The sequence below is a fragment of the Bradyrhizobium sp. CFUWI genome, assembly GCF_056429085.1.
In genome coordinates this window covers 48555-68962 of the sequence record NZ_JBWJZE010000024.1, presented here as the reverse complement: position 1 = coordinate 68962, position 20408 = coordinate 48555, and the positions used below count along the sequence as shown (strand labels likewise).

The 20408-nt window shown below is 65.3% G+C and carries 17 protein-coding genes; 4 read left to right on the top strand and 13 right to left on the bottom strand.

Going from position 1 to position 20408, the window contains the following annotated elements; translation table 11 throughout:
- Positions 1-138: 138 nt before the first annotated feature.
- The 7 genes from AC066S_RS33420 to AC066S_RS33390 form a co-directional block, all read right to left on the bottom strand.
- The gene (locus tag AC066S_RS33420) at positions 139-663 is read right to left on the bottom strand and encodes an N-acetyltransferase family protein (RefSeq protein WP_478271639.1); all 525 of its coding nucleotides are present in this window, start codon (positions 661-663) and stop codon (positions 139-141) included.
- Positions 664-716: 53 nt separating this feature from the next.
- The gene (locus AC066S_RS33415; RefSeq protein ID WP_135162031.1) at positions 717-992 is read right to left on the bottom strand and encodes a YjiS-like domain-containing protein; all 276 of its coding nucleotides are present in this window, start codon (positions 990-992) and stop codon (positions 717-719) included.
- A gap of 259 nt (positions 993-1251) precedes the next feature.
- Positions 1252-2778 carry a murein biosynthesis integral membrane protein MurJ gene (murJ, locus tag AC066S_RS33410; RefSeq protein ID WP_478271638.1) on the bottom strand — a complete coding sequence of 509 codons (1527 nt, stop codon included), beginning with the start codon at positions 2776-2778 and terminating at the stop codon, positions 1252-1254.
- Positions 2779-2972: 194 nt separating this feature from the next.
- Positions 2973-4124: a DegT/DnrJ/EryC1/StrS family aminotransferase gene (locus tag AC066S_RS33405; RefSeq protein WP_478271652.1), complete on the bottom strand. Its 1152-nt coding sequence runs from the start codon at positions 4122-4124 to the stop codon at positions 2973-2975.
- Between the two features lie 51 nt (positions 4125-4175).
- Complete coding sequence (locus AC066S_RS33400; protein WP_135162028.1) at positions 4176-5180, bottom strand: Gfo/Idh/MocA family protein; 1005 nt, start codon at positions 5178-5180, stop codon at positions 4176-4178.
- 181 nt (positions 5181-5361) lie between these two features.
- Positions 5362-6774 (bottom strand): mannose-1-phosphate guanylyltransferase/mannose-6-phosphate isomerase, encoded by a 1413-nt coding sequence (locus tag AC066S_RS33395; RefSeq protein ID WP_478271637.1) that lies wholly within the window; start codon positions 6772-6774, stop codon positions 5362-5364.
- Positions 6775-6781: 7 nt separating this feature from the next.
- Positions 6782-7771: an NAD-dependent epimerase gene (locus AC066S_RS33390; RefSeq protein ID WP_478271651.1), complete on the bottom strand. Its 990-nt coding sequence runs from the start codon at positions 7769-7771 to the stop codon at positions 6782-6784.
- Positions 7772-7992: 221 nt separating this feature from the next.
- Between AC066S_RS33390 and AC066S_RS33385 the strand changes: the two genes are divergently transcribed.
- Both AC066S_RS33385 and AC066S_RS33380 read left to right on the top strand, forming a co-directional pair.
- Positions 7993-8952: a lysylphosphatidylglycerol synthase transmembrane domain-containing protein gene (locus AC066S_RS33385; protein ID WP_478271636.1), complete on the top strand. Its 960-nt coding sequence runs from the start codon at positions 7993-7995 to the stop codon at positions 8950-8952.
- A gap of 38 nt (positions 8953-8990) precedes the next feature.
- Positions 8991-9974, top strand: coding sequence for an MraY family glycosyltransferase (locus tag AC066S_RS33380; RefSeq protein WP_478271650.1), 984 nt, complete (start codon positions 8991-8993; stop codon positions 9972-9974).
- On the opposite strand, the gene AC066S_RS33375 is transcribed toward AC066S_RS33380, so the two are convergent.
- The 5 genes from AC066S_RS33375 to rfaD form a co-directional block, all read right to left on the bottom strand.
- Complete coding sequence (locus AC066S_RS33375) at positions 9962-10909, bottom strand: NAD-dependent epimerase/dehydratase family protein (protein WP_478271635.1); 948 nt, start codon at positions 10907-10909, stop codon at positions 9962-9964. The genes AC066S_RS33380 and AC066S_RS33375 overlap by 13 nt on opposite strands.
- 43 nt (positions 10910-10952) lie before the next feature.
- Positions 10953-12866 carry an SDR family NAD(P)-dependent oxidoreductase gene (locus AC066S_RS33370; protein WP_478271634.1) on the bottom strand — a complete coding sequence of 638 codons (1914 nt, stop codon included), beginning with the start codon at positions 12864-12866 and terminating at the stop codon, positions 10953-10955.
- 84 nt (positions 12867-12950) lie between these two features.
- Complete coding sequence (locus tag AC066S_RS33365; protein WP_478271633.1) at positions 12951-14237, bottom strand: O-antigen ligase family protein; 1287 nt, start codon at positions 14235-14237, stop codon at positions 12951-12953.
- On the bottom strand, positions 14234-15718 hold the full coding sequence (rfaE1, locus tag AC066S_RS33360) for a D-glycero-beta-D-manno-heptose-7-phosphate kinase (protein WP_478271632.1): 1485 nt from the start codon (positions 15716-15718) through the stop codon (positions 14234-14236). The genes AC066S_RS33365 and rfaE1 overlap by 4 nt, the downstream gene beginning before the upstream one ends.
- Before the next feature lie 12 nt (positions 15719-15730).
- The gene (gene rfaD, locus AC066S_RS33355) at positions 15731-16711 is read right to left on the bottom strand and encodes an ADP-glyceromanno-heptose 6-epimerase (protein ID WP_478271631.1); all 981 of its coding nucleotides are present in this window, start codon (positions 16709-16711) and stop codon (positions 15731-15733) included.
- Between the two features lie 155 nt (positions 16712-16866).
- Between rfaD and waaF the strand changes: the two genes are divergently transcribed.
- Positions 16867-17937: a lipopolysaccharide heptosyltransferase II gene (gene waaF, locus AC066S_RS33350; protein WP_478271630.1), complete on the top strand. Its 1071-nt coding sequence runs from the start codon at positions 16867-16869 to the stop codon at positions 17935-17937.
- 176 nt (positions 17938-18113) lie between these two features.
- Here waaF and AC066S_RS33345 read toward each other — a convergent pair whose 3' ends face one another.
- Positions 18114-19151 carry a glycosyltransferase family 4 protein gene (locus AC066S_RS33345; protein WP_478271629.1) on the bottom strand — a complete coding sequence of 346 codons (1038 nt, stop codon included), beginning with the start codon at positions 19149-19151 and terminating at the stop codon, positions 18114-18116.
- A 126-nt stretch (positions 19152-19277) separates the two neighbouring features.
- Here AC066S_RS33345 and galE point away from each other — a divergent pair, with 126 nt between their 5' ends.
- Positions 19278-20291 (top strand): UDP-glucose 4-epimerase GalE, encoded by a 1014-nt coding sequence (galE, locus tag AC066S_RS33340; protein WP_478271628.1) that lies wholly within the window; start codon positions 19278-19280, stop codon positions 20289-20291.
- The last annotated feature ends 117 nt before the right edge of the window (positions 20292-20408 follow it).

The following is a 20408-nucleotide window of genomic DNA, read 5'->3' as shown; positions in this document are numbered from 1 at the left end:
GGTTGTTTTGCGGGCATATTGCCGTGGAAAAACTGGCAAGGCAAACGGGTTTAGGCGGGCCAATCCCATGGAGATCGATGATTCGAGGCCACCCTCGGCGGTTTTGGGGCAACCATACCGCGCTGCCGCGGACCCGCGTCAGTGGCTGAATTTCCTGACCATAAGGTACTTGTCATATGTGGCGTCACCGATGCGGACGGCAGCAGGATCAGTGCCGTAGATTTCAAACCCGTTGCGCTTGTAGGTCCTGATTGCAGCGGTTGCTTCGAGCAGGACCTCAAGATGCACCTGCTCGACGCACGACTCGGCATGGACAAGAAGCTCCTTGACGAGCAGATCTCCGACCCCTTTACCGCGGCCACCATCCTTTACAAAAACCGTGAAGATGTGCCCCCTGTGCCGCGAACGCCGATCTGGGGACACATAGAATCCGGCGACCCCGATCAGATTTCCGCGCCCAAAGGCGCCAAGGATCGCTCCACTCAGCCAATGGCGATAGGCCGCCAGCATCGCCTCGCCGCCCTCGTCCTCTTCACGAGAACCAAACGTTTGAGGATGCGTTCGAAGCGCCTCCGCGCGAATGTCGCGAAAGAGGTCGAGATTATCGACCGTCAATCGGCGGATGTCGATGTCCGCTTGGGCACGCGCAGCATGCGATACCATGATCGCCTCCTCTCTTTGTCGGTAGCGGAGATCGGCAGGGATTGGTGGGCCTGTCACATCCCACCACGGCCCCACTGAGCCCTCGCATTCTCTCTCAATCTGTCGATAGCGCGTTCAGGCGCGAGGCTGTCGATCTCGCCGCGCGTCAAGCCGATATCCATCAGCTCCCTGTCGCTGAGGTCGTGCAAGCTGTTGCGCGGGCGCCAGCGCCGCTCCTGAAAGGCAAACCAATAGCGCCTGAGCAGGCTCGGGATGATTGAAAGGTCGAGGCGAAGTCTCGCGGCATCGCGCTCCGTCGCGGCTGTGATGTTCGTCTGTTGGGGTGGCATCGGATGCTCCTACTGTTGAGCCGGCAGGGAGCGTGGCCAAAGAAAAGGCCCCGTCCGATGCCGGCGGGGCCTGGTGGAAAAGATGTCGTCGAAATCCTAGCGCACGACTCCTCCCACGGCCCAGCCGAAGCGGGTCATCTGGTTGCGGTTGACGGTGCGCGACGATTTGATCATGCGTCGCTCATAGCACGGCGACCGCACAAAATCAAGAGATGTGCGCGGCCTTCCTGCATCCTGGAGGCGAGCAACCCCTGCTTGCCTAGCCGCGCACCAGCGTGACCAGCCAGTTGCGGCCGAACAGAACCAAAATCGCAATCGCGTAGACGATGGTGCCGCCGACGGCGAGCAGGACCAGCATCACTTCGTCCCGGAAGTGCATCGCGCCCAGCAAAGACCCGCTAAAGCGCGCAATCAGCCAGAACGTGGCGGCGAGGATGATCCCGGTCAGCAGGAATTTTACGAGCGACACCAGCCAGGCGCGGTCCGGCACGAGGAATCCGCGGCGCATAGCGAAGAAAAACACCAGCAGGAGATTTGTCCAGATCCCAACGGCGGTCGCGAGCGCAAGCCCGATCTGAGCGAGAGAACCCATCAACGCGAACTTCAGCGCGACGTTGACGGCGATGCCCGTCAGCGAGGCGCGGACCGGAGTGGCCGTATCCTTGCGCGCATAGAAGGTCGCGACTGCACTGCGGATCAACACGGCCGGGATCAAGGCAATCGCATAGGCCGCAAGCGTTGCACCGGCCGCAGCGGCGTCCGCTTTGGAGAAAGCGCCATGGGCGAACAACGCGCGCATGATCTCGCCGGGCACGGTGAGAAAGGCAGCGACGAACGGCACCGAGAAGAGCAGCGTGAAATCGAAGGCACGGCGCTGCGATTTCATCGCGCCGTCCTGGTCATTCGCCGTGATCCGCCGCGACATCTCCGGCAGCAGCACCGTGCCGATGGCGATGCCGATCACGCCGATCGGCAGCTGATACAGCCGGTCGGCATAATAGAGCGCCGAAAGAGCACCTGCGGGCAAGAACGTCGCGATGATGGTATCGGCGAACAGCGCGACCTGCGTGCCCATCGAGCCCAGCGTTGCCGGGCCCAACGCCCTAAAGAAACCGCGGACGTCCTCGTCGAGCTTCAGCGGTGCAAAACGCGGCAGGCCGCCATGGCGGGCGAGATCGCCGGCGAGCAGGAAATATTGCAGGAAGCCCGAAATGAGCACGCCCCAGGCGGCGGCGTGACCCGCGGTCGGAAACCAGGCGGCGAGCGCCAGCGTCATCATCATCGCGACGTTGAGGAAGATCGACGCCGCCGCGGCGCTGGCAAAGCGCTGCATCACGTTGAGCATGCCGCCATAGAGCGTCACCAGCGTGATCAACAGCAGATAGGGAAAGGTGATCCGGGTCAGCTCGATCGCGAGCTTGCGCTGCTCGGCGTCCTCACCGAAGCCCGGTGCCAGGATGCTCATGGCCTGCGGCATGAACAGCCAGGCGACGATCAGCAGCAGAACCTGTGAAGCCAGCAACAGCGTGAAGATGCGGTCGGCGAACAAATGTGCTGCCGCCTCCCCCTTCTCGCCATGGACATGCGCGTAGGCCGGCACCCAGGCGGCGTTGAAGGCGCCCTCGGCGAAGATCGCGCGGAAATGATTGGGCAGCCGTAGCGCCACGAAGAAGGCGTCGGCCACGGGACCGGCGCCGAGGATCGCCGCAAGCATGATGTCGCGGGCAAACCCCGTCAGCCGCGAGAGCAGCGTGTAACCACCAACCGTGAAGATGCGTCCGAGCATGCGTCTGTTTTAGAGCATGATAGGATTAGGTCTAGGTGCAAGCGGTGGGGAAGGTGTGCTCCCTCCCCCGCTTGCGGGGGAGGGTTGGGGAGAGGGTGCCTCGACGACGAAGACTCCCCCAGAGGAGAGAAGCCTCACCCGCGCCTTCGGCGCGACCTTTCCCGCAAGCGAGAGAGGTGAAGAAGCGCGAAGGATCACCCCGCAATCGCGCCGCGGACGGCGGCGATGATTCGTTCCTGGTCGGCTTCGGTCAGATAGGCATGCATCGGCAGGCTGATGACGTCCTGCGACAGGCTCTCGCAACCAGGCAGGCCGCCCTCGGCGACCGGGTATTGCTTGTAGGCGGTCTGCTGATGCATCGACTTGCCGTAATAGATCGCGGTCGGCACGCCCTGGGCCTTGAGCGCGGCAGCGAAACCGTCGCGGTCGGTCCCCTTCGGCAACCGGATCGTATACTGCGCCCAGACCGAGGTATTGCCCGGCGCCAGACGCGGCACGGTGACGACGTTGCTGAGCCCGCGCGCGTAGCGGTCGGCGACCCTGTTGCGGGCGGCGATCTCGTCGTCGAAGATCTTCAGCTTCTCGATCAGGACCGCAGCCTGCATGGTGTCGAGCCGGCCGGTCAGGCCGAGCCGGACGTTGTCGTATTTGTCGACGCCCTGCCCGTGCACGCGGATGCTGCGCAGCGTCGCCGCGAGCTCGTCGTCATCGGTGAAGATGGCGCCGCCGTCGCCGAAGCAGCCGAGCGGCTTTGCCGGGAAGAAGCTGGTCGCGGTGGCGAGCCCGAAGGTGCCGAGCTTGCGGCCCTTGTAGCTCGCGCCGAACCCTTGCGCGGCGTCATCGAGCACGAACAGGCCTTCGGCTTTCGCGATCTCGGCGATGGCGTCGTGATCGGCGGGCTGGCCGAACAGGTCGACCGGAATCACCGCAACCGGCTTGAGGCCGGCCTTGCGCGCGGTCGCGATGCCGCGCTTCAGCGAGTCCGGGCTCATGTTGAAGGTGGCCTCGTCGACGTCGACATAGACCGGCGTCGCGCCGGTCCGCGCCACCGGCGAGGCTGTCGCGATGAAGGTGAAGGACGGACACAGCACGGCATCGCCGGGCCCGACATTCTTCGCCATCATCACCATCAGGATCGCGTCGGTGCCGCTGGCGCAGCCGATGACATGCTTGGCGCCGGAATAGGCCGCAAGCTGCTTCTCAAGCTCGAACACTTCCGGACCGTTGACGAACTGGCAGTGATCGAGCACGCGCTTGACGGCGGCATCGAGCGAGGCGCCGAGCCGGCGGCGCTGCGAGGCGACGTCGATGAAGGGAATGGGTTCGGAACGCAGATGCTGGTTCATGGCCTGGTTCTTGGCGCCTTGCTGGTCTTGAGCGGTCGACATGGAAAGGTATCAGCCGACGACGCGGCGCGGCCCCTTGAGGGCGGGCGATTTGGCCGCGGGCCGTGACGGCGTCTCCAGGCACTGGGTGGCGATCTCGAGGCTGGCGACGCCTTCATCGCCTGTGACCGCCGGCGTCTCGCCGTTGCGCACGGCCTTGAGGAACGCGATCAGCTCGGCACGCAGCGGCTCGTCATGTCCGACCGGCAGATGCCGCATCGAGTAGCTGCCGTCGGGCTTGAAGCCGAAGCACTCGGTGACCTGGCGCGTCAAGAGATCGCCCATCACGTATTTACCGCGGGTCGCGACCGTGACGCTACGCGCCTTGAACGGCGTCAGCCAGTTGGTGTTGATGTGGGCGAGCACGCCGTTGGCGGTGCGGAACTGCAGCAGCGCGATGTCCTCGCGCTCGGCGACCGCGCTCGACAGCTGCGGCTGCACCTCGACGATGTCGGATTCGGTGAACCAGCGGATCAGATCGATGTCGTGCACGGCGAGGTCGATGACGACGCCGACATTGGACATGCGCGGCGGAAACGGGCCGACGCGGGTGATCGCGATGGAGAGAATGTCCTCGCCCGCGATCGCCTGCTTGACGGCGGCGACCGCCGGATTGAAGCGCTCGACATGGCCGACCATCAGCGTCACGCCGGCCTTGTGCGCGGCGGCGACGATCTCGCGGCCCTCTGCGACCGTGGACGCGATCGGCTTCTCGACCAACACGTGGATGTTCTTGGCGATGCAGGCGAGCGCGACCTCGTGATGCAGATGCGTCGGCGCCGCGATGGTGACCGCGTCGACGCCGGCGGCGATGAGCTGGTCGAGCGTCTCGAAGCTCGGGCAATTGGCAAGTTCCGTCGCGCGGGCGCGATGCGCGTGCGAAGGATCGACGACGCCGACGAGGCTGACGCCGGGCAGGCCGCTCAGCACACGCGCATGGTTGCTGCCCATCACGCCGGCACCAATGACGCCGACGCGCAAGCCGGCCTTTGCCGGTGCAGATCCTTTGGAACTCATCTGAGCAAACCCCGATTCAACGCAAATCCCCGGCGCGCTTCTAGCACGGACGCCACATTTGTGGCGAATGCCGCCTTCGCGGCCCGGACACGATTTGATTCAAAAAGTTACACGTTCCCCGGGCCTTAAGCGGAAAAATATCGCCTGTTGGCCCGGGTCCTCGTGATTCGGAGTTTGGTGGTTACGACCTTTGATAGTCGTCTTCAATCCGGATGATGTCGTCTTCCCCGAGATAGGAGCCGGTCTGGACCTCGATCAGTTCCAGCTGGATCTTGCCCGGATTCTCCATCCGGTGGACGGCGCCCATCGGGATGTAGATCGACTCGTTCTCGTGCACCGTCTTGACGGTCTCGTTGACCGTCACCTGCGCGGTGCCGCGGACCACGATCCAGTGCTCGGCGCGATGGTGGTGCTTCTGCAGCGACAGCCGGCCGCCCGGCTTCACCACGATGCGCTTGACCTGATGGCGCTCGCCGTTGTCGACGGACTGGTAGCTGCCCCAGGGCCGGTGCACCTTGAGATGCTCCTCGGTGACCTTGGGTGCGACCGCCTTCAGCTTGGTGACGAGACGCTTCAGGCCGTTGGCATCCTTCTGGCGCGAGACCAGCACCGCATCCGCGGTTGCGACCACGACGAGATCGTCGACGCCTTCGAGCGCGACCAGCGCGGAATCGGTGGTGACGTTGCAGTTGCGGGAATCCTCGAACACGGCGGTGCCGTGCGCGGCATTGCCCTGCGTGTCCTTCTCCGACAGCTCCCACACCGCGTGCCAGGAGCCGACGTCGGACCATCCGCACGACACCGGCACGACCGCCGCGCGCGAGGTCTTCTCCATCACGGCATAGTCGATCGAGATCGCCTTGGCCGCGCCGAATGCCTCCGGCTCCAGCGTGACGAAGCCGAGATCGCGGCCGGCATTGTTGACCGCATTGGTGATGGCCTCGACGCTTGCCGCATCGACCCTGCGATATTCGTCGAGCAGCACGCTCGCCGGGAACATGAAGTTACCGCTGTTCCAGAAATAGCCGGAATTGACGTAGTCGGAAGCCTTCACCGCATCCGGCTTTTCGACGAAGCGTGTAACCGCATGCACCTCGCCTGAGATCACCTCGCCCGGATTGATGTACCCGTATTCGGTCGCCGGCCGCTCCGGCTTGACGCCGAAAGTGACGATGCGCCCGGTGCTCGCGGCGGTAAGGCCCTCGCGGCAGGCGGCGACGAACGCGGCATTGTCCTGCACGACGTGATCGGCGGCGAGCGCGAGCACGATCGCTTCACTCGCGCGGTTCTGCGCGAACACCGCGCCGGCGGCGATCGCAGGTCCGGAATCGCGCCGCATCGGCTCGAGGATCACGTCGGCCTCGATACCGATCTCGGCGAGCTGCTCCAGCACCATGAAGCGATAGGACGCGTTGGTGATGACGATCGGCCGGTCGAACAGCTGTGGATCGGAGACGCGCAGCAGCGTGTCCTGGAAGGTCGAGCGCGTGCCGAACAGCGGCAGGAACTGCTTGGGCCGCACCTCGCGCGAGGCCGGCCACAGCCGCGTGCCGGCGCCGCCGCACATGATCAGGGGGATTATGCGTTTGTCCATCGTCATCTCAAACCTTGAAATAGTCCCGATACCAGGTGACAAAATTGTGGACCCCATGCTCGATCGGCGTTGACGGTGCAAAGCCGGTGTCGCGCATCAAATCCTCGACATCCGCGAACGTTTCCAGCACATCTCCCGGCTGCATCGGCAGCAATTCTTTGATTGCCGTCCGGCCCAGCTCCCGCTCCAGAAGACCGACGACGTGCATCAGTTCCTCCGGATGGTGATTGCCGACATTGTAGAGCTTAAACGGCGCATTTGCGGCAGAAGGATCCTCCGCCGGCACAAGATCGATCAGCCTGGATACGACACGGGTCACGTCATCGATATAGGTGAAGTCGCGACGCATCCTGCCGTGGTTGAAGAGCCGGATCGGCTTGCCGGCCATGATGGCGTTCACGAACAGAAACATGGCCATGTCGGGCCGTCCCCATGGCCCGTAGATGGTAAAGAAGCGCAGGCCCGTGACCGGCAGGCTATAGAGATGGCTGTAGGACTGCGCCATCACCTCGTTCGCCTTCTTGGTCGCGGCATAAAAGCTCACCGGATGATCGGTGCGGTCCGCAACCGCAAATGGCATTTTTGTGTTGGCGCCGTAAACGGAGGATGACGAGGCGTAGACGAGATGACGACAGCCGTTGTTGCGGCAGCCCTCGAGCACATTGAGAAATCCGACGAGATTGGACTCGGCGTAGGCGTGCGGCTGCTCGATCGAGTAGCGCACGCCGGCCTGCGCCGCCAGATGCACGACTTTGGCAAAACGATGTTGCGCAAACAGCGCGGCCATCGTCTCGCGGTCGGCGAGGTCGGCCTCGACGAAAGAGAAGCGGGGCTCGCCCCTGAGCAGCGCAAGTCGCGCCTTCTTCAGCGCCGGATCGTAATAACTGTTGAGATTGTCGAGCCCGACGACAGACCGGCCTTCGCCCAGGAGCTGGCGGGCGACGTGAAAGCCGATGAAGCCGGCCGCGCCGGTAACCAAAATCGCCTGATCTGTCATCCTGTTCCCTGGGGATCCAAGCCGGCCCTGTTTAGCCGCCAGCTCGATCCGCTCGCAATAGGCCCGCAGCGCTTCATCAGGACTCCTCTCAGCGTCCTTAACGAGGGCAATTGAACGAGGGCTATTGCAAGATCGGCGCCAAAACCATACCAAAGCGGCCGAATTCGGCGCCTCGCGTCGGGTTGCCTCAAATCTTCGCAAACCCTGTTCGTGCGGGCGAAATGCGCCGAATCCTGCTTTCTGCGGCCAAAATCGTGATTTCCGCGGCGCTGCTCTATCTGGCGCTGCGCAAGGTCGATCTATCCGAACTGTTTTCGCGTTTCACCGTGACCAGCCTGCTGTGGATCGGCGTGGCGATCGCGATCACGTTTCTGCAGATCTTCGTCGGCGTGCTGCGCTGGCGCCAGATCAGTGCCGTCTGCGGCGCGCCGCTCGAGCTCGGCCGCGCCATGCGCTACAACGTGATCGGCGCCTTCTTCAACCAGACCCTGCCGTCGGCGATCGGCGGCGACGCGGTCCGGCTGTGGCTCGTCGCGCGCGCCGGCGCCGGCTGGCGTGCAGCCACCTACTCGATCTTCGTCGACCGCGCGATCGGCCTGATCGCGCTCGCGGTTCTCATCGTCGCGAGCCTCCCCTGGAGCTACACCCTCATCACCGATCCGCACGGGCGCTCGGCGCTGCTGCTCATCGACCTCCTGGCGCTCACCGGCGGGGTCGGCTTCCTGATCTTCGGCGCCCTGAAGTGGCGGTGGCTCAAGACCTGGTGGGCCACGCATCATCTTCACGCCTGCGCGGTGATCGCCAACCGCGTGATCTTCAGTCGCAGCCGCGGACCGGTGATCGCGATCCTGTCGATCCTCGTTCACGTGCTCGCCGTCGTCATCGCCTGGTGCGTGGTGCAGTCGATTGCAGCCCCGGTTCGCTTCAGCGACGTCTTTCTGCTCGTGCCGCCCGTGATGCTGATCACGATGATGCCGATCTCGATCGCCGGCTGGGGCGTGCGTGAGGCCACGATGGGCCTGGCGTTCGGCTTCGCCGGACTTGCCGCCAACGAGGGCGTCAACGTCTCGCTGCTGTACGGCGCTGTGTCCTTCATCGTCGGCGCGATCGGCGGCCTGGTCTGGATCCTCAGCGCGGAAAAGGCCGCGCAAGGGGCCGCTCCGATCGGGGTGCCGGAGTGACGACGCTCGCCTCGGGCCCGGACCTTGCGGCCGGACTCATGCTGTTCGCGCTTGCGCCGGCCGCGCTCGCCGCTCTGATCTGCGCCTGCATCACCTGGCAGAGCATGCCGCTGCTGCAGCGTTACGCGCTGGCGCGTCCCAACGCACGCTCGTCCCACAAGATTCCGACGCCGCAGGGCGCGGGCATCGCGGTGATCGCGGCGACCCTGCTGGTGGCTGCGGCCTGGACTTACGGCGCAATTCCGCTGGCCCTGATCGGCTCGGCCGTCCTCATCGCCGTGGTCGGGCTCGTCGACGACATCCGGCCCCTTCCCGTCCTCCTCCGCCTCGTGTTGCAGGCGGCAGCCGTGGCCGCCGTCGTCTTCACGGCGCCGGAGAGCGCGCGCATCGTGCCGGCGCTGCCGTTCGCGCTGGAGCGCGGCCTCATTCTGCTCGCCGGAATCTGGTTCGTGAACCTCGTCAACTTCATGGACGGCCTCGACCTGATGACCGTGGCGGAAGTCGTGCCGGTCACCGCCGCGCTCGGGCTGCTCGGATGGTTTGGTGACCTGTCGCCGTCCGCCGGACTGCTCGCCACCGCACTGTGCGGGGCCATGCTCGGCTTTGCGCCGTTCAACCGACCGGCTGCAAAAGTCTTTCTCGGCGATGTCGGCAGCCTGCCGATCGGCCTGTTGCTAGGCTGGTGCCTGCTGGAGCTCGCCTGGCACGGCCAACCCGCCGCGGCGCTGCTGCTGCCGGCCTATTACCTTGCGGATTCCACCATCACGCTGCTTCGGCGCATCGTCAGGCGCGAGCCGTTCTGGTCGGCGCACCGCACCCACTTCTATCAACGCGCAACCGACAACGGGTTCACGGTCCCGCGGGTGATCGGCGAGGTATTCGCGCTCAATCTCGTACTGGCGTTGCTTGCCATCGTCACCGTTCGCGCCGGCTCGACGACGATCATTGTTGCGTCCTTGGTCGCAGGCGCGGTCGCCGTCGGTTTCGTGCTGCGACGCTTTTCCCGCACTCAGGCGTCCTGATCCGACAGCGCCAGCCGCACCCCCTCGTCGAGGGAGACCTGCGGCTGCCATCCGGTGGCGATCGCTTTCGAGATGTCGAGCTCGAGCGAGCCGATCAGCCCGGCCTGCATCTCCTGACGCCCCATCAAGCGGAGGACCATGCCGAGCAGGTTCGGCGGGACGCTGAACAGCCGGGCAGTCGTGCCGGAGGCGCGCGCCAGGCACGCGATGAATTCAGGCGTCGAGACCCGCTCCCGGTCGGCCAGCAGGAAGATCTCGAAATTGCTCACCGCGTCAGGATGGCGCAGCCGATGCAGGATGAATGACGACAGGTTCTGCACGGCAAGAAAGTTGCGGCGATTGCGGATCGCCGCAAACGGCAGCGGCAGCCCCAGCCTGACGGCGCGCGCCAGCAGCGGGAAATTGCCCTTGGCGTGCGCGCCGTAGATCAGCGGCGGCCTGATCACCGAGATCTTCATGTCGACGTCGCGGGCCAGCGTGCTCAAGCCCGCCTCGGCCGCGGCCTTGGATGTGCCGTAGAGGCCACGCGGCGTCGGCAAATCGCTTTCGCTGAACGGCGCGCGGCCGTCATTGCTGCGGCCATGCACCAGCACGGTGCTGATGAAGATGAAATGACGCACGCCGGCCGTCGCTGCGCAGCGTGCCAGGCGCAGCGTGCCCTCGACATTGACCTTGCGGTAGAGTTCGGCCGCGTGCTCGTCGTTCTTGTAATGCACGCGTGCGGCGAGATGGATGACGGCGTCGGCGCCTTCAAGCCCCGCCTGCCAATTGGTTTCGGCGCCGATCGAGTCGATCACGACCTCGTCGTCCGCCCCTTGCGAGCTGCGCACCGCGCGGCGGACCGACCAGCCCTCGCGTGTCAATGCGCGCACGACGTGACGACCGACGAAGCCACTCGCTCCCGTCACCAGCACGACCGGCATTGTCTCGCTCATCGTTGCTCCGACAGAACAGCGCGCAACTCATCGACCGGCATGGTCAGGCCGCCGTCGACCCGAATTCGGGCACCGCATCCTTCAGGATGGTCCTGATGGTGGCGCGGTCCTCGCGCGCGACGGCCTGCTCCAGCGCGCTGATCCATTTGCGCAGCGTCTGCATCGGCGGCTCGTTCGGCTGCGCGGCCATGATGCCGGCAATGCCGATCTCGCGGGTCGGCTCCTCGGAAGCGAACAGGATCTCGTACAGGCGCTCGCCCGGCCGCATGCCCGTGAACACGATCTCGATGTCGTAGCCGGGCTGCAGTCCGGAGAGACGGATCATGCGCTCGGCGAGATCGACGATCTTCACCGGCTGGCCCATATTGAGCACGTAGACCGAGACGTCGGGACGCTGCGCGCCGAGCGCGTGCGTGGCCGCGGTGATGACGAGATCGCAGGCCTCGCGGATGGTCATGAAGTAGCGGACCATGTCGGGATGCGTCACCGTCACGGGGCCGCCGGCCTCGATCTGGGCCTTGAACTTCGGCACCACCGAGCCGTTCGACGCCAGCACGTTGCCGAACCGGACCGAGATCAATCGCATCTTCGGCCTGCCACCGCCGCTGGCTGCAGCGAGATCGCGATCGAGCGCCTGGCAGTACATCTCGGCGAAACGCTTGGTCAGACCGAGCATCGACACCGGCTCGATCGCCTTGTCGGTCGAGATCATCACCATGGCTTCGGCGCCGGCGCTGTGCGCGGCATCGGCGACATTGATCGAGCCGAAGATATTGGTCTTGACGCCCTCGCTCCAGTCGCGCTCGAGGATCGGCACATGCTTGAGCGCGGCGGCATGGAAGACGATATCCGGCTTGAACTCGGCCATCAGGCGCATGATGCGCTCGCGATCGCGAATGTCGGCGATCCGCCCTTCGATCTCGGCTGCCGCACCCCGCGCGGCGAGCCGTTCGGTGATCGCGTAGAGCGCCGGCTCGGAGTTTTCGACGATCAGGAGCCGCGCGGCGCCGAAGGCGACGACGCGCTCGCAGATCTCGGAACCGATCGAGCCGCCGCCGCCGGTGACGATCACCGCCTTGCCGCTGATCAGGGCCTCCAGGCGCTCATAGTCGATCGCCTCGCTCGGCCGCAGCAGGAGATCTTCGACCGCGACGGCGGTGAGCCGCGGCGTATCGCCACTCTCGAGCGAGGGCATCCGGTTGACGATCACACCCAACTTGCGTGCACGCATCAGGACCGATTCCGGATGCGCCCCCGGCTCGAACGCCGACGGCGTCATCACGAGGCGGGCGATCGGCTTGTTGCGTTTGGCGAAGTCCGCAATGACGTCCTCGACATCGTCGATGCCGCCCAGCACCGGCAGGTTACGGATGAACTGGCCCCGGTCCGCAAACGACGGCGATAAGACGCCGACCGGCCAGATGCGCTTGATTGCCCCGCTCTCGATGCCGCGCAGAAGCACCTCCGCGTCCGCGGCGCGGCCGATCAGCAGCGTCGGTGCCGCCTCCCCGGTCCGCGCATGACGCCGCACCCGCGTATAACGGAAATAGCGATAGGTCATGCGCAGCGCGCTGAGGAAGGCGATCTCCAGGAACCAGTAGAGAACGATCGTCACCTTGCCGAGGAAGAAGGCGCCGCGAACGTTGGGGGCAACGAAGATGTAGTCGAGCACGAGCAGCGCAACCGTCAGCACGGTCGCCGCGCGAATGATGTTCAGCGCGTCAGGCAGCGAGATGAAGCGCCATTTCGTCGTGGTCAGGTTCAAGACGAAGAACACGACCACGCTGAAGCCCAGAAAATAGGGCAGGATCTGGAACAGCAGCGGCAGACGGTCGAAGAAGTCGTCGCCGCCCTCGAATCGCACGTAAAAGGCGGCAAAAAGCGCCGCCGTCGTCGCCAACAAATCGTGGAGCGCGATCAGGAAATTGCGCGAGGTGAGATGCGAGAGACGCGTCATCCGCCGACCGATGAAAATCCAGTTAGATGCAACCTGTCCGCGCTGATAGCCCATCTGGACCAGACTTGCCAGCCGCGCGGCCGCTCAGGAACCGGCTTCCCCCATCTTCGTCCGGCCCCGTTGCGCCCGGATCACCATGCCGCCGGCCACGCCGACGCCGATGACGTACATCCAGCCCTCATGGAAGTCGAACAGATGGGAGTTGAACAGCGAGGTGAAGACGTTCTGCACCACCACCAGGAGCCCGATCCAGTTGGCGAGCCCCTCGCCGCGAAACAACAGCAGATGCAGGATCCAGATCGCGTAGAGAATGAGGATGCCGATCGCGCCCCATTGCACGGCAACGTTGAGTGTCTGGTTATGGGGATTGCCGATCACCTCGGCCGACGCCCGGTTCTGACCGGCGGGCGCCGCGGCGCGTTCGAACAATCCGCGCGTCGAGCCGGTGCCGTGTCCCATGATCGGCGCCTCCGCCAAGAAGCTCAGCGACTTCCGCCAGAATTCGAGCCGCAGGCCTATGGAGGTCGCCTCGCCCCTTTCCACATAACCGGCGTAGTCGCCAGTAAACCGCTCGGCAGTATGGCGCAATTGCGGGGAGGCCTGCCAGGCCAGAACGGCGCCGGCGAGCAGGGCGGCGGAGATGATCGCGATGCTGCGCCATTTGAGGTGGAGCAGCGCGAACACGCCGAGCATGATCGGAATGGTGACGAGCGCGGTACGCGACACCACCACGAAGGTCATATTGACGAAGAAGCTCAGCGCCAGCGCCGTCAGCAGTCCGGCGAGCCAGTAGCGTTTCTCCCGCAGCAACGTCACGATTGGATAGGCCAGCGCGACCGCGCAGAGCGCGAATTCCTGGCTCTGGTCGATGTAGTTCTTGACGAAGACGCCCCGCTCGGGCGGATCGGTCTTGAGCGCGAGGTTCGGGTAGAAGGCGACCAGCCAGGACATCACCGACAACAAGGCGCAGGACACCAGAAAGGCGATGAAGATCCAGTGCCCGCGCGGCGATCGCTCGAAATGATAGAGCAGAAGCGGCAGCATGAGCAGCTTCACGGTCGGATTGACCGCATAGAAGCGCGCGCCCCAGGTCGCGTCCGACCAGAGTGTTCCCACCAGCGCCAGCAGCACCAGTGCGATCGGGGCCGCACAGATCGGACGCTTCAAGGATTGCAGGAACGCGCGGACGTCGAGGAACGGCACCATGCAGAGCAGCATCAGCGCGTTGAATATCCCCGCAAGCGAGGTCGACCAGGGCAGCGAGGCCGCGGTCAGGACCGCGAAGATATCGACGGTCTCGCGCCAGGCGGCCGGGCTGCGCAGATGGCGAAGCAACATTTCGCCGGTCGTTTCGCGTGCGAGCACCGTCACTTGCCCCCTCCCCGGGCGCGATGCACCAGCGCCGTCGTGCTGAAGCCCTGGAGGATGTCGACCAGCACGACCACCCCGCCCGCTTGCTCGACGACCTCGTGGCCCACCACCTGCTCGCGGGTGTAGTCGCCGCCCTTCACCAGCACGCCGGGCTTGATCCGCCTGATCAGGTCGATCGGCGTGTCTTCCTCGAAGATGACGATGAGATCGACGGCTTCCAGCGCAGCGAGCACCTCGGCTCGCGCGCGCTCGTCCTGGACCGGCCGCTCCGCACCCTTGAGCCGCCGCACCGAGGCGTCGCTGTTGAGACCCACGATCAGGCGGTCGCAGGCGGCGCGCGCCGCAGTCAGCACCTTGACGTGGCCGGGATGCAGGATGTCGAAACAGCCGTTGGTGAAGCCGACGCGCTGGCCCTGGCTCCTCCATTCGGCGAGCTGGGCGTCGAGCGCGGCCGGATCGAGCACGATCTTCTCCTCGGCCGCGAGACTGGCATGCGGCAGGACCTTCCGGCGCAGCTCGGCCGCGCTTACGCTGGCGGTGCCCTGCTTGCCGACGGCGACGGCGGCCGCGGCGTTGGCCATGCGCAATGCCGTGTCCCAGTCCGCGCCGGCCGCAAGCGACACCGCGAGCGCGGCAGCGACGGTGTCACCGGCACCGGAGACGTCGCGCACTTTCACCGGGAACGCCGGAACGTGAACGGCCTCGCCGCCGCGCGGCACCAGCGTCATGCCGTGCTCGCCCTGGGTGACCAGAATCGCCTCGCAATCGGCGAGACGCATCACGTCCTCGCTGGCATCGACGATGCTCTGCGGCGTGTCGGCGCGGCTGCGCGTCGCTTCCGAAAATTCCTTGCGGTTGGGCGTGAGCAGCGTGGCGCCGCGATAGATCGCCCAGTTCAGGCTCTTGGGATCGACGATCACGGGCTTGCCGAGCTTTCGCGCAGCGTCGATGGTGTGGCGGATGACGCGCGCCGTCAGCACGCCCTTGGCGTAGTCCGAAAGCAGCACGAGGTCGGCGCGCGCGATTTGCGGCAGGATCGCCTCGATCAGCTTGGTCTCAACCCCATCGGATACGGGTTCCGCCTGCTCCCAATCCGCGCGCAGCATGTGCGTGGAAAAATGTTCAGAGACGAAGCGGACTTTTCGCGTGGTCGGGCGCGAGGGATCGCACACCAGCACGCTTTCGATTGCAGCGAGCTCGTCCAGCGCCGTCTTCAGCCGTGCACCGGCATCGTCCTCGCCGACGAGGCCGACGAAGATGCAGCGCGCGCCGAGCGAGGCGACGTTGCGCGCGACGTTGCCGGCGCCGCCGATATGGATCTCGCTGCGCTGGGCCGTGATGACAGGGGTCGGCGCCTCCGGCGAAATCCGCGACACCTCGCCATAGACGAACTCGTCCAGCATGATATCGCCGATGCACAGCACCGTGCGGCCTGAGATGGCTTGCGCGAGAGCGTCGAAATCGAGAATGGGCGTCGGCATGGTCAAAGAGCCTCAGCGGAAGCGGTCGGGCCGGTCGAGGTAATCCCCGACATAGGCCTTCACCGCGTCCTCGAGCGTCGTGAAGCCGCCGTTATAGCCGGCGCGGTGGAGCCGATCGACCTCGCTCTGGGTGAAATACTGATAGGCCGAGCGGATCTGCTCGGGCATGTCGATATATTCGATGTTGGGCCTGGTGCCGAGCGCCGCATAGGCAGCCAGCATCAGGTCCCTGAAGCTGCGCGCCTTGCCGGTTCCGACGTTGAACAGTCCGGACACTGACGGCGTCGCCAAGAGCCACATGACGACACGCACGACGTCGTCGACATAGATGAAATCGCGGCGCTGATCGCCGTCGGCGATGCCCTCGCGATGCGATTTGAACAATTGCACGACGCGGCCGGCCTTGACGTCGTCGAAGCGGCGCGTCAGCACGCTCATCATCGAGCCCTTGTGGTATTCGTTGGGGCCGAACACGTTGAAGAATTTCAGGCCGACACATTGCGGCGGGAGCGGATCGCCATTTGCCACGCGCCCGGCGACCGCAAGATCGAACATGTGCTTGCTCCAGCCGTAGAGATTCATCGGCCGAAGTCTCTTCAATGCGGGGATCGAGGCGTCGTCGTCGAAACCTCTTTCGCCGTCGCCATAAGTCGCCGCCGAGGAGGCGTAGATGAAGGGCACCGCGCTTGCCGTGCACCAGTCGAGAAGGCGCATCGACAGACGGAAATTGGTCTCGAACACGAGGTCGCCGTCGGTCGCGGTGGTCGCGGAAATCGCCCCGAGATGGATCACGGCATCGAGCTTGCGGCCTTTCAGCCAGTCCATCAGCTCGGCCGGCGGAACGATATCCACAAGCTGACGCTTGGCCAGGTTCCGCCACTTGCCGTCGGTGCCGAGCAGATCGCAAACCACGACGTCGCTGCGGCCCGCGTCATTGAGCGCGGCCACGACATTCGACCCGATAAAACCGGCCCCGCCGGTCACCAGCAACATTCCGAAATCCCTGCCCGATTTTTTGCGGTCCGGTCCTGCCGTAGCGCATGAGCCGCTAAACTGTAAGCGGTTTTGAGATTGAGCGGTTTGCCGGCTTTACCTGCCGGCCGGGAGCGGCTACCGAACCGCCAAAATCATTGCGGCTCCTTCAACGAATGAACCAAAATTCACAACTTAGTGGAGATCCAGACCGGAGCGATACCCGTCCGATTCTGATCATTCCCTACATGTGGATCGGCGATTTCGTCCGGAATCACACCGTCGTACGGGTCCTGAAGGAACGCTGGCCAAACCGGCCGGTCGATCTCCTCACCACCCCGCTCTGCGCTCCCCTGGTCGATTACATGCCCGGCGTGCGCGAGGGGATCGTCTGGGACCTGCCTCGAGGCCGGCTTGCCGTGGGCCGTCAACTGGCCTTGGCGAAGCTGCTGCGTGAGCGGAACTATGGCACCGCCCTGGTGCTGCCGCGCACCTGGAAGGCCGCCATCGCGCCTGCCCTGGCCGGTATTCCTGAGCGGATCGGCTTCGTCGGCGAGTTCCGGTTCGGCCTGATCAACCGCTGGCGCTGGGGCGAGAGGAAGCTGCCCCGCTTCATCGACAAGAACGCTGCCCTGGCCCAGCCCGACGGGGCCCCCCTGCCCCCGGAATGGCCGGTGCCGCAATTGCGGGTCCCGGCCGAGGACATCGTCCGCTGGCGGCAGGCCAACGGCCTCGGCGCCGGAGCTGCGGTAGCGCTCGCTCCCGGCTCCGTGGGCGTCTCAAAGCGCTGGACGTACTATCCCGAGGCCGCCCGCCTGCTGGCCGAGCGCGGGCTGGAAGTCTGGGTGGTCGGCGGCCCCGCGGAAAAGGGCCTCGCCCAGGAGATCGTCGCGGCGGGCGGCTCTGGCGTGCGGGACCTCACCGGCAACGATTTGCGCAACGGCGTGCTGGCCATGGCGGCCGCCGGCGTCGCCGTCTCCAACGATTCCGGCCTGATGCACATCGCGGCCGCCCTGGGCACGCCTACCATGGGCATCTTCGGCCCGACCAGCCCCTATCTCTGGGCCCCCCTCAACGGCCTCGCCGCAACCGTGGTGCAGGACAAGGAAGTGCTGTCCTGCCAGCCCTGCCAAAGCACGATCTGCAAGATGAATGATCACAGATGTATGCGGAATATCGCGGCCAGCGAGGTGGCGGCGATTGCGCAGCGGGTATTGAGCGAGGCTGGGGCGAAGGCGACGACGTGAGCTTGGCAAGCCTGTGCCGATGATGACATCGTGCCGGTGTTTTGCCCGACGTGTCAAACCCGCTTCGCGAAATCCGCAAAGCTGCCGCAGGCGCCAAGTCGTTGATTTCGCTGGCCTCGTCTACTGTGCATGGGGTTGTTTTCGCGGTATTGGTTTGTGGGCTCAAGAGCGGCACGTCAGAGCAGCGGCCGATAGACCTCGCCGATCCGCGCCGCTTCGGCATCGAGACTGAACTTTGCGAGCACCCGAGCCCGCCCCCGCTCGCCCATCGCTGCCCCAGCGGCCACATCGCGCATCAGCGGCTCCAGCGCTGCAGTGAGCGCGTCGGCATCTCCCGGCGGGACCAGCACGCCGGTGACGCCATCCTCCACCACGAGCTCGGCCGCGCCGGCGCGGGCGGCGACCAGTGCGCTGCCTGCCGCCATCGCCTCGATCAGCGTCAGGCCAAACCCTTCGTTGCGTGAGGTGAAGGCGTAGATCGTCAGCCGCTGGTACCAGCGCTGCACTGCTTCGATCGGCAGCTCGCCGGTGACGATGATGCGCGATTGCAGGCCGGCGGCCTCGATCCGCTTGTTCAGATCGTTGGCAAAGGGCGTCTGCTCGGCCGTGACCTGACCGACGATGACGGCGGTGAAATCCGGATAGCGCGGCAACAGGCGGCACATCGCATCGACGAAGACGTCGGTGCCCTTCTGCGCACGCACGCGACCGAAGCAGCCGATGGCGTAGCGGCCCGGCAGACCGCTTTCGGCGAAAGCCGCAGCGCGATCGGTCGGCGGCGCGTAAACGTCGGTGTCGACGCCGTGCGGGATCACCGTCGCCTTCACCTTCAGGAACGAGGCCGAGATGTCACTCGTCGCGATGATCGCGTCCATGCGCCGGATCAGCCAGCGCGTGATCCAGCTATGATGCCGCTGCGCCGCCGAGGTGAACACGAGCCTCAAGGGCCAGCCGAGCGCGCGCAGCACGACGCCGGCGATCATCTCGTTGTTGCGCCGCGCATGCCAGATCAGCGGCGCGTTGCGGCGCCACAGCTTGAGAAAACCGGCAACGCCCAGGCGCGCAATCCCCGCCGGAGCGTCGGAGCCGAACCAGGCGGCGCGATACAGCTTCGCCAGCCGCGGCGCCACCATCCGGTTGGTCGCGGTGACCCCGGAATAGCGCCTGTGCAGATTTGGCACGATCACTTCGAGATCGCCGGGGGAATCGGCCACGTCACGCTCCATTTGACCGGCCCCCTATACGCAACATTAAGCATAGTGACCAGTTCGGCCGCGCCGATACCCCCTCTTCACCACGCAGACGTTAGCTTGCAGCGTTGATCGAAGACGGGCGAGATCATGACTGTGCTAGTCACCGGCGGCGCCGGCTATATCGGAAGTCACACGGTGCTCGCGCTGGCGGAAGCCGGCGAGGACGTCGTGGTGATCGACGATCTCTCCACCGGTTTCTCCGCCTATCTGCCTGAGGGCGTGCCGCTGTTCATCGGCGATGCCGGCGACGAGAACCTGCTCGAGGGCGTGATCGCCCAGCACGACATCGAGAGCATCATCCATTTCGCCGGCTCCGTCGTCGTCCCGGACTCGATGCGCGATCCGCTCGGCTACTACCGCAACAATTTCATGACCGCGCGCAACCTGCTCAACGTAGCGGTCAAGCGCGGCATCAATCGCTTCATCTTCTCCTCGACCGCCGCCGTCTATGGCAATCCGGACCAGGTCCCGGTGCCCGAGCACGCGCCGACGCGGCCGCTGTCGCCCTATGGCTCGTCGAAGCTGATGACCGAGATCATGCTGCACGACGTCGCCGCCGCCTACGGCATGCAATACGTGACGCTGCGCTATTTCAACGTCGCCGGTGCCGATCCGCACGCCCGCATCGGCCTCGCCACCGTCGGCGCCACGCATCTGCTCAAGATCGCGGTGGAAGCCGCGACCGGCCAGCGCGCCAAGATCGACGTGTTCGGCACCGACTATCCGACCCCCGACGGCAGCTGCATTCGCGACTTCATCCACGTCACCGACCTCTCGCAAGCGCATCGTTCGGCCCTCGCATATCTGCGCAATGGCGGTGCCTCGACGACGCTGAATTGCGGCTACGGCCGCGGCTATTCGGTGCTGGAGACCATCGACGCCGTGCGGCGCGTGTCGGGCCGCAGCTTTGCCGTGCAATACGCGCCGCGCCGGCCGGGCGACATCATGACCATGGTCGCCGACACCAGCCGCATCCGCGGACTGTTGGACTGGAAGCCGCAATACGAGGACCTCGAGACCATCGCGGCCCACGCTCTGGCATGGGAGGACAAGCTGTTCCGCGAGCGCCATGGCGAGCTTCGCCGCGCCGCCTCGGCCTAGAATCGTCCCAAGCGCAAGCCCTTAATTGGGCTTGAAAAACCCCGCTTGAGCGGGCACAGAGGCCCATCGATCCCTGACGCGCGGGCAGGCTTTGTCCTGCGCCGTCAATGGACACCG

Excerpts from the sequence above, each read along its gene's own strand:
- AC066S_RS33420 (WP_478271639.1), bottom strand. The coding sequence starts at position 663 with ATGGTATCGCATGCTGCGCGTGCCCAAGCGGACATCGACATCCGCCGA.
- AC066S_RS33415 (WP_135162031.1), bottom strand. The coding sequence starts at position 992 with ATGCCACCCCAACAGACGAACATCACAGCCGCGACGGAGCGCGATGCC.
- murJ (WP_478271638.1), bottom strand. The coding sequence starts at position 2,778 with ATGCTCGGACGCATCTTCACGGTTGGTGGTTACACGCTGCTCTCGCGG.
- AC066S_RS33405 (WP_478271652.1), bottom strand. The coding sequence starts at position 4,124 with ATGAACCAGCATCTGCGTTCCGAACCCATTCCCTTCATCGACGTCGCC.
- AC066S_RS33400 (WP_135162028.1), bottom strand. The coding sequence starts at position 5,180 with ATGAGTTCCAAAGGATCTGCACCGGCAAAGGCCGGCTTGCGCGTCGGC.
- AC066S_RS33395 (WP_478271637.1), bottom strand. The coding sequence starts at position 6,774 with ATGGACAAACGCATAATCCCCCTGATCATGTGCGGCGGCGCCGGCACG.
- AC066S_RS33390 (WP_478271651.1), bottom strand. The coding sequence starts at position 7,771 with ATGACAGATCAGGCGATTTTGGTTACCGGCGCGGCCGGCTTCATCGGC.
- AC066S_RS33385 (WP_478271636.1), top strand. The coding sequence starts at position 7,993 with ATGCGCCGAATCCTGCTTTCTGCGGCCAAAATCGTGATTTCCGCGGCG.
- AC066S_RS33380 (WP_478271650.1), top strand. The coding sequence starts at position 8,991 with ATGCTGTTCGCGCTTGCGCCGGCCGCGCTCGCCGCTCTGATCTGCGCC.
- AC066S_RS33375 (WP_478271635.1), bottom strand. The coding sequence starts at position 10,909 with ATGAGCGAGACAATGCCGGTCGTGCTGGTGACGGGAGCGAGTGGCTTC.
- AC066S_RS33370 (WP_478271634.1), bottom strand. The coding sequence starts at position 12,866 with ATGACGCGTCTCTCGCATCTCACCTCGCGCAATTTCCTGATCGCGCTC.
- rfaE1 (WP_478271632.1), bottom strand. The coding sequence starts at position 15,718 with ATGCCGACGCCCATTCTCGATTTCGACGCTCTCGCGCAAGCCATCTCA.
- rfaD (WP_478271631.1), bottom strand. The coding sequence starts at position 16,711 with ATGTTGCTGGTGACCGGCGGGGCCGGTTTTATCGGGTCGAATGTCGTG.
- waaF (WP_478271630.1), top strand. The coding sequence starts at position 16,867 with ATGAACCAAAATTCACAACTTAGTGGAGATCCAGACCGGAGCGATACC.
- galE (WP_478271628.1), top strand. The coding sequence starts at position 19,278 with ATGACTGTGCTAGTCACCGGCGGCGCCGGCTATATCGGAAGTCACACG.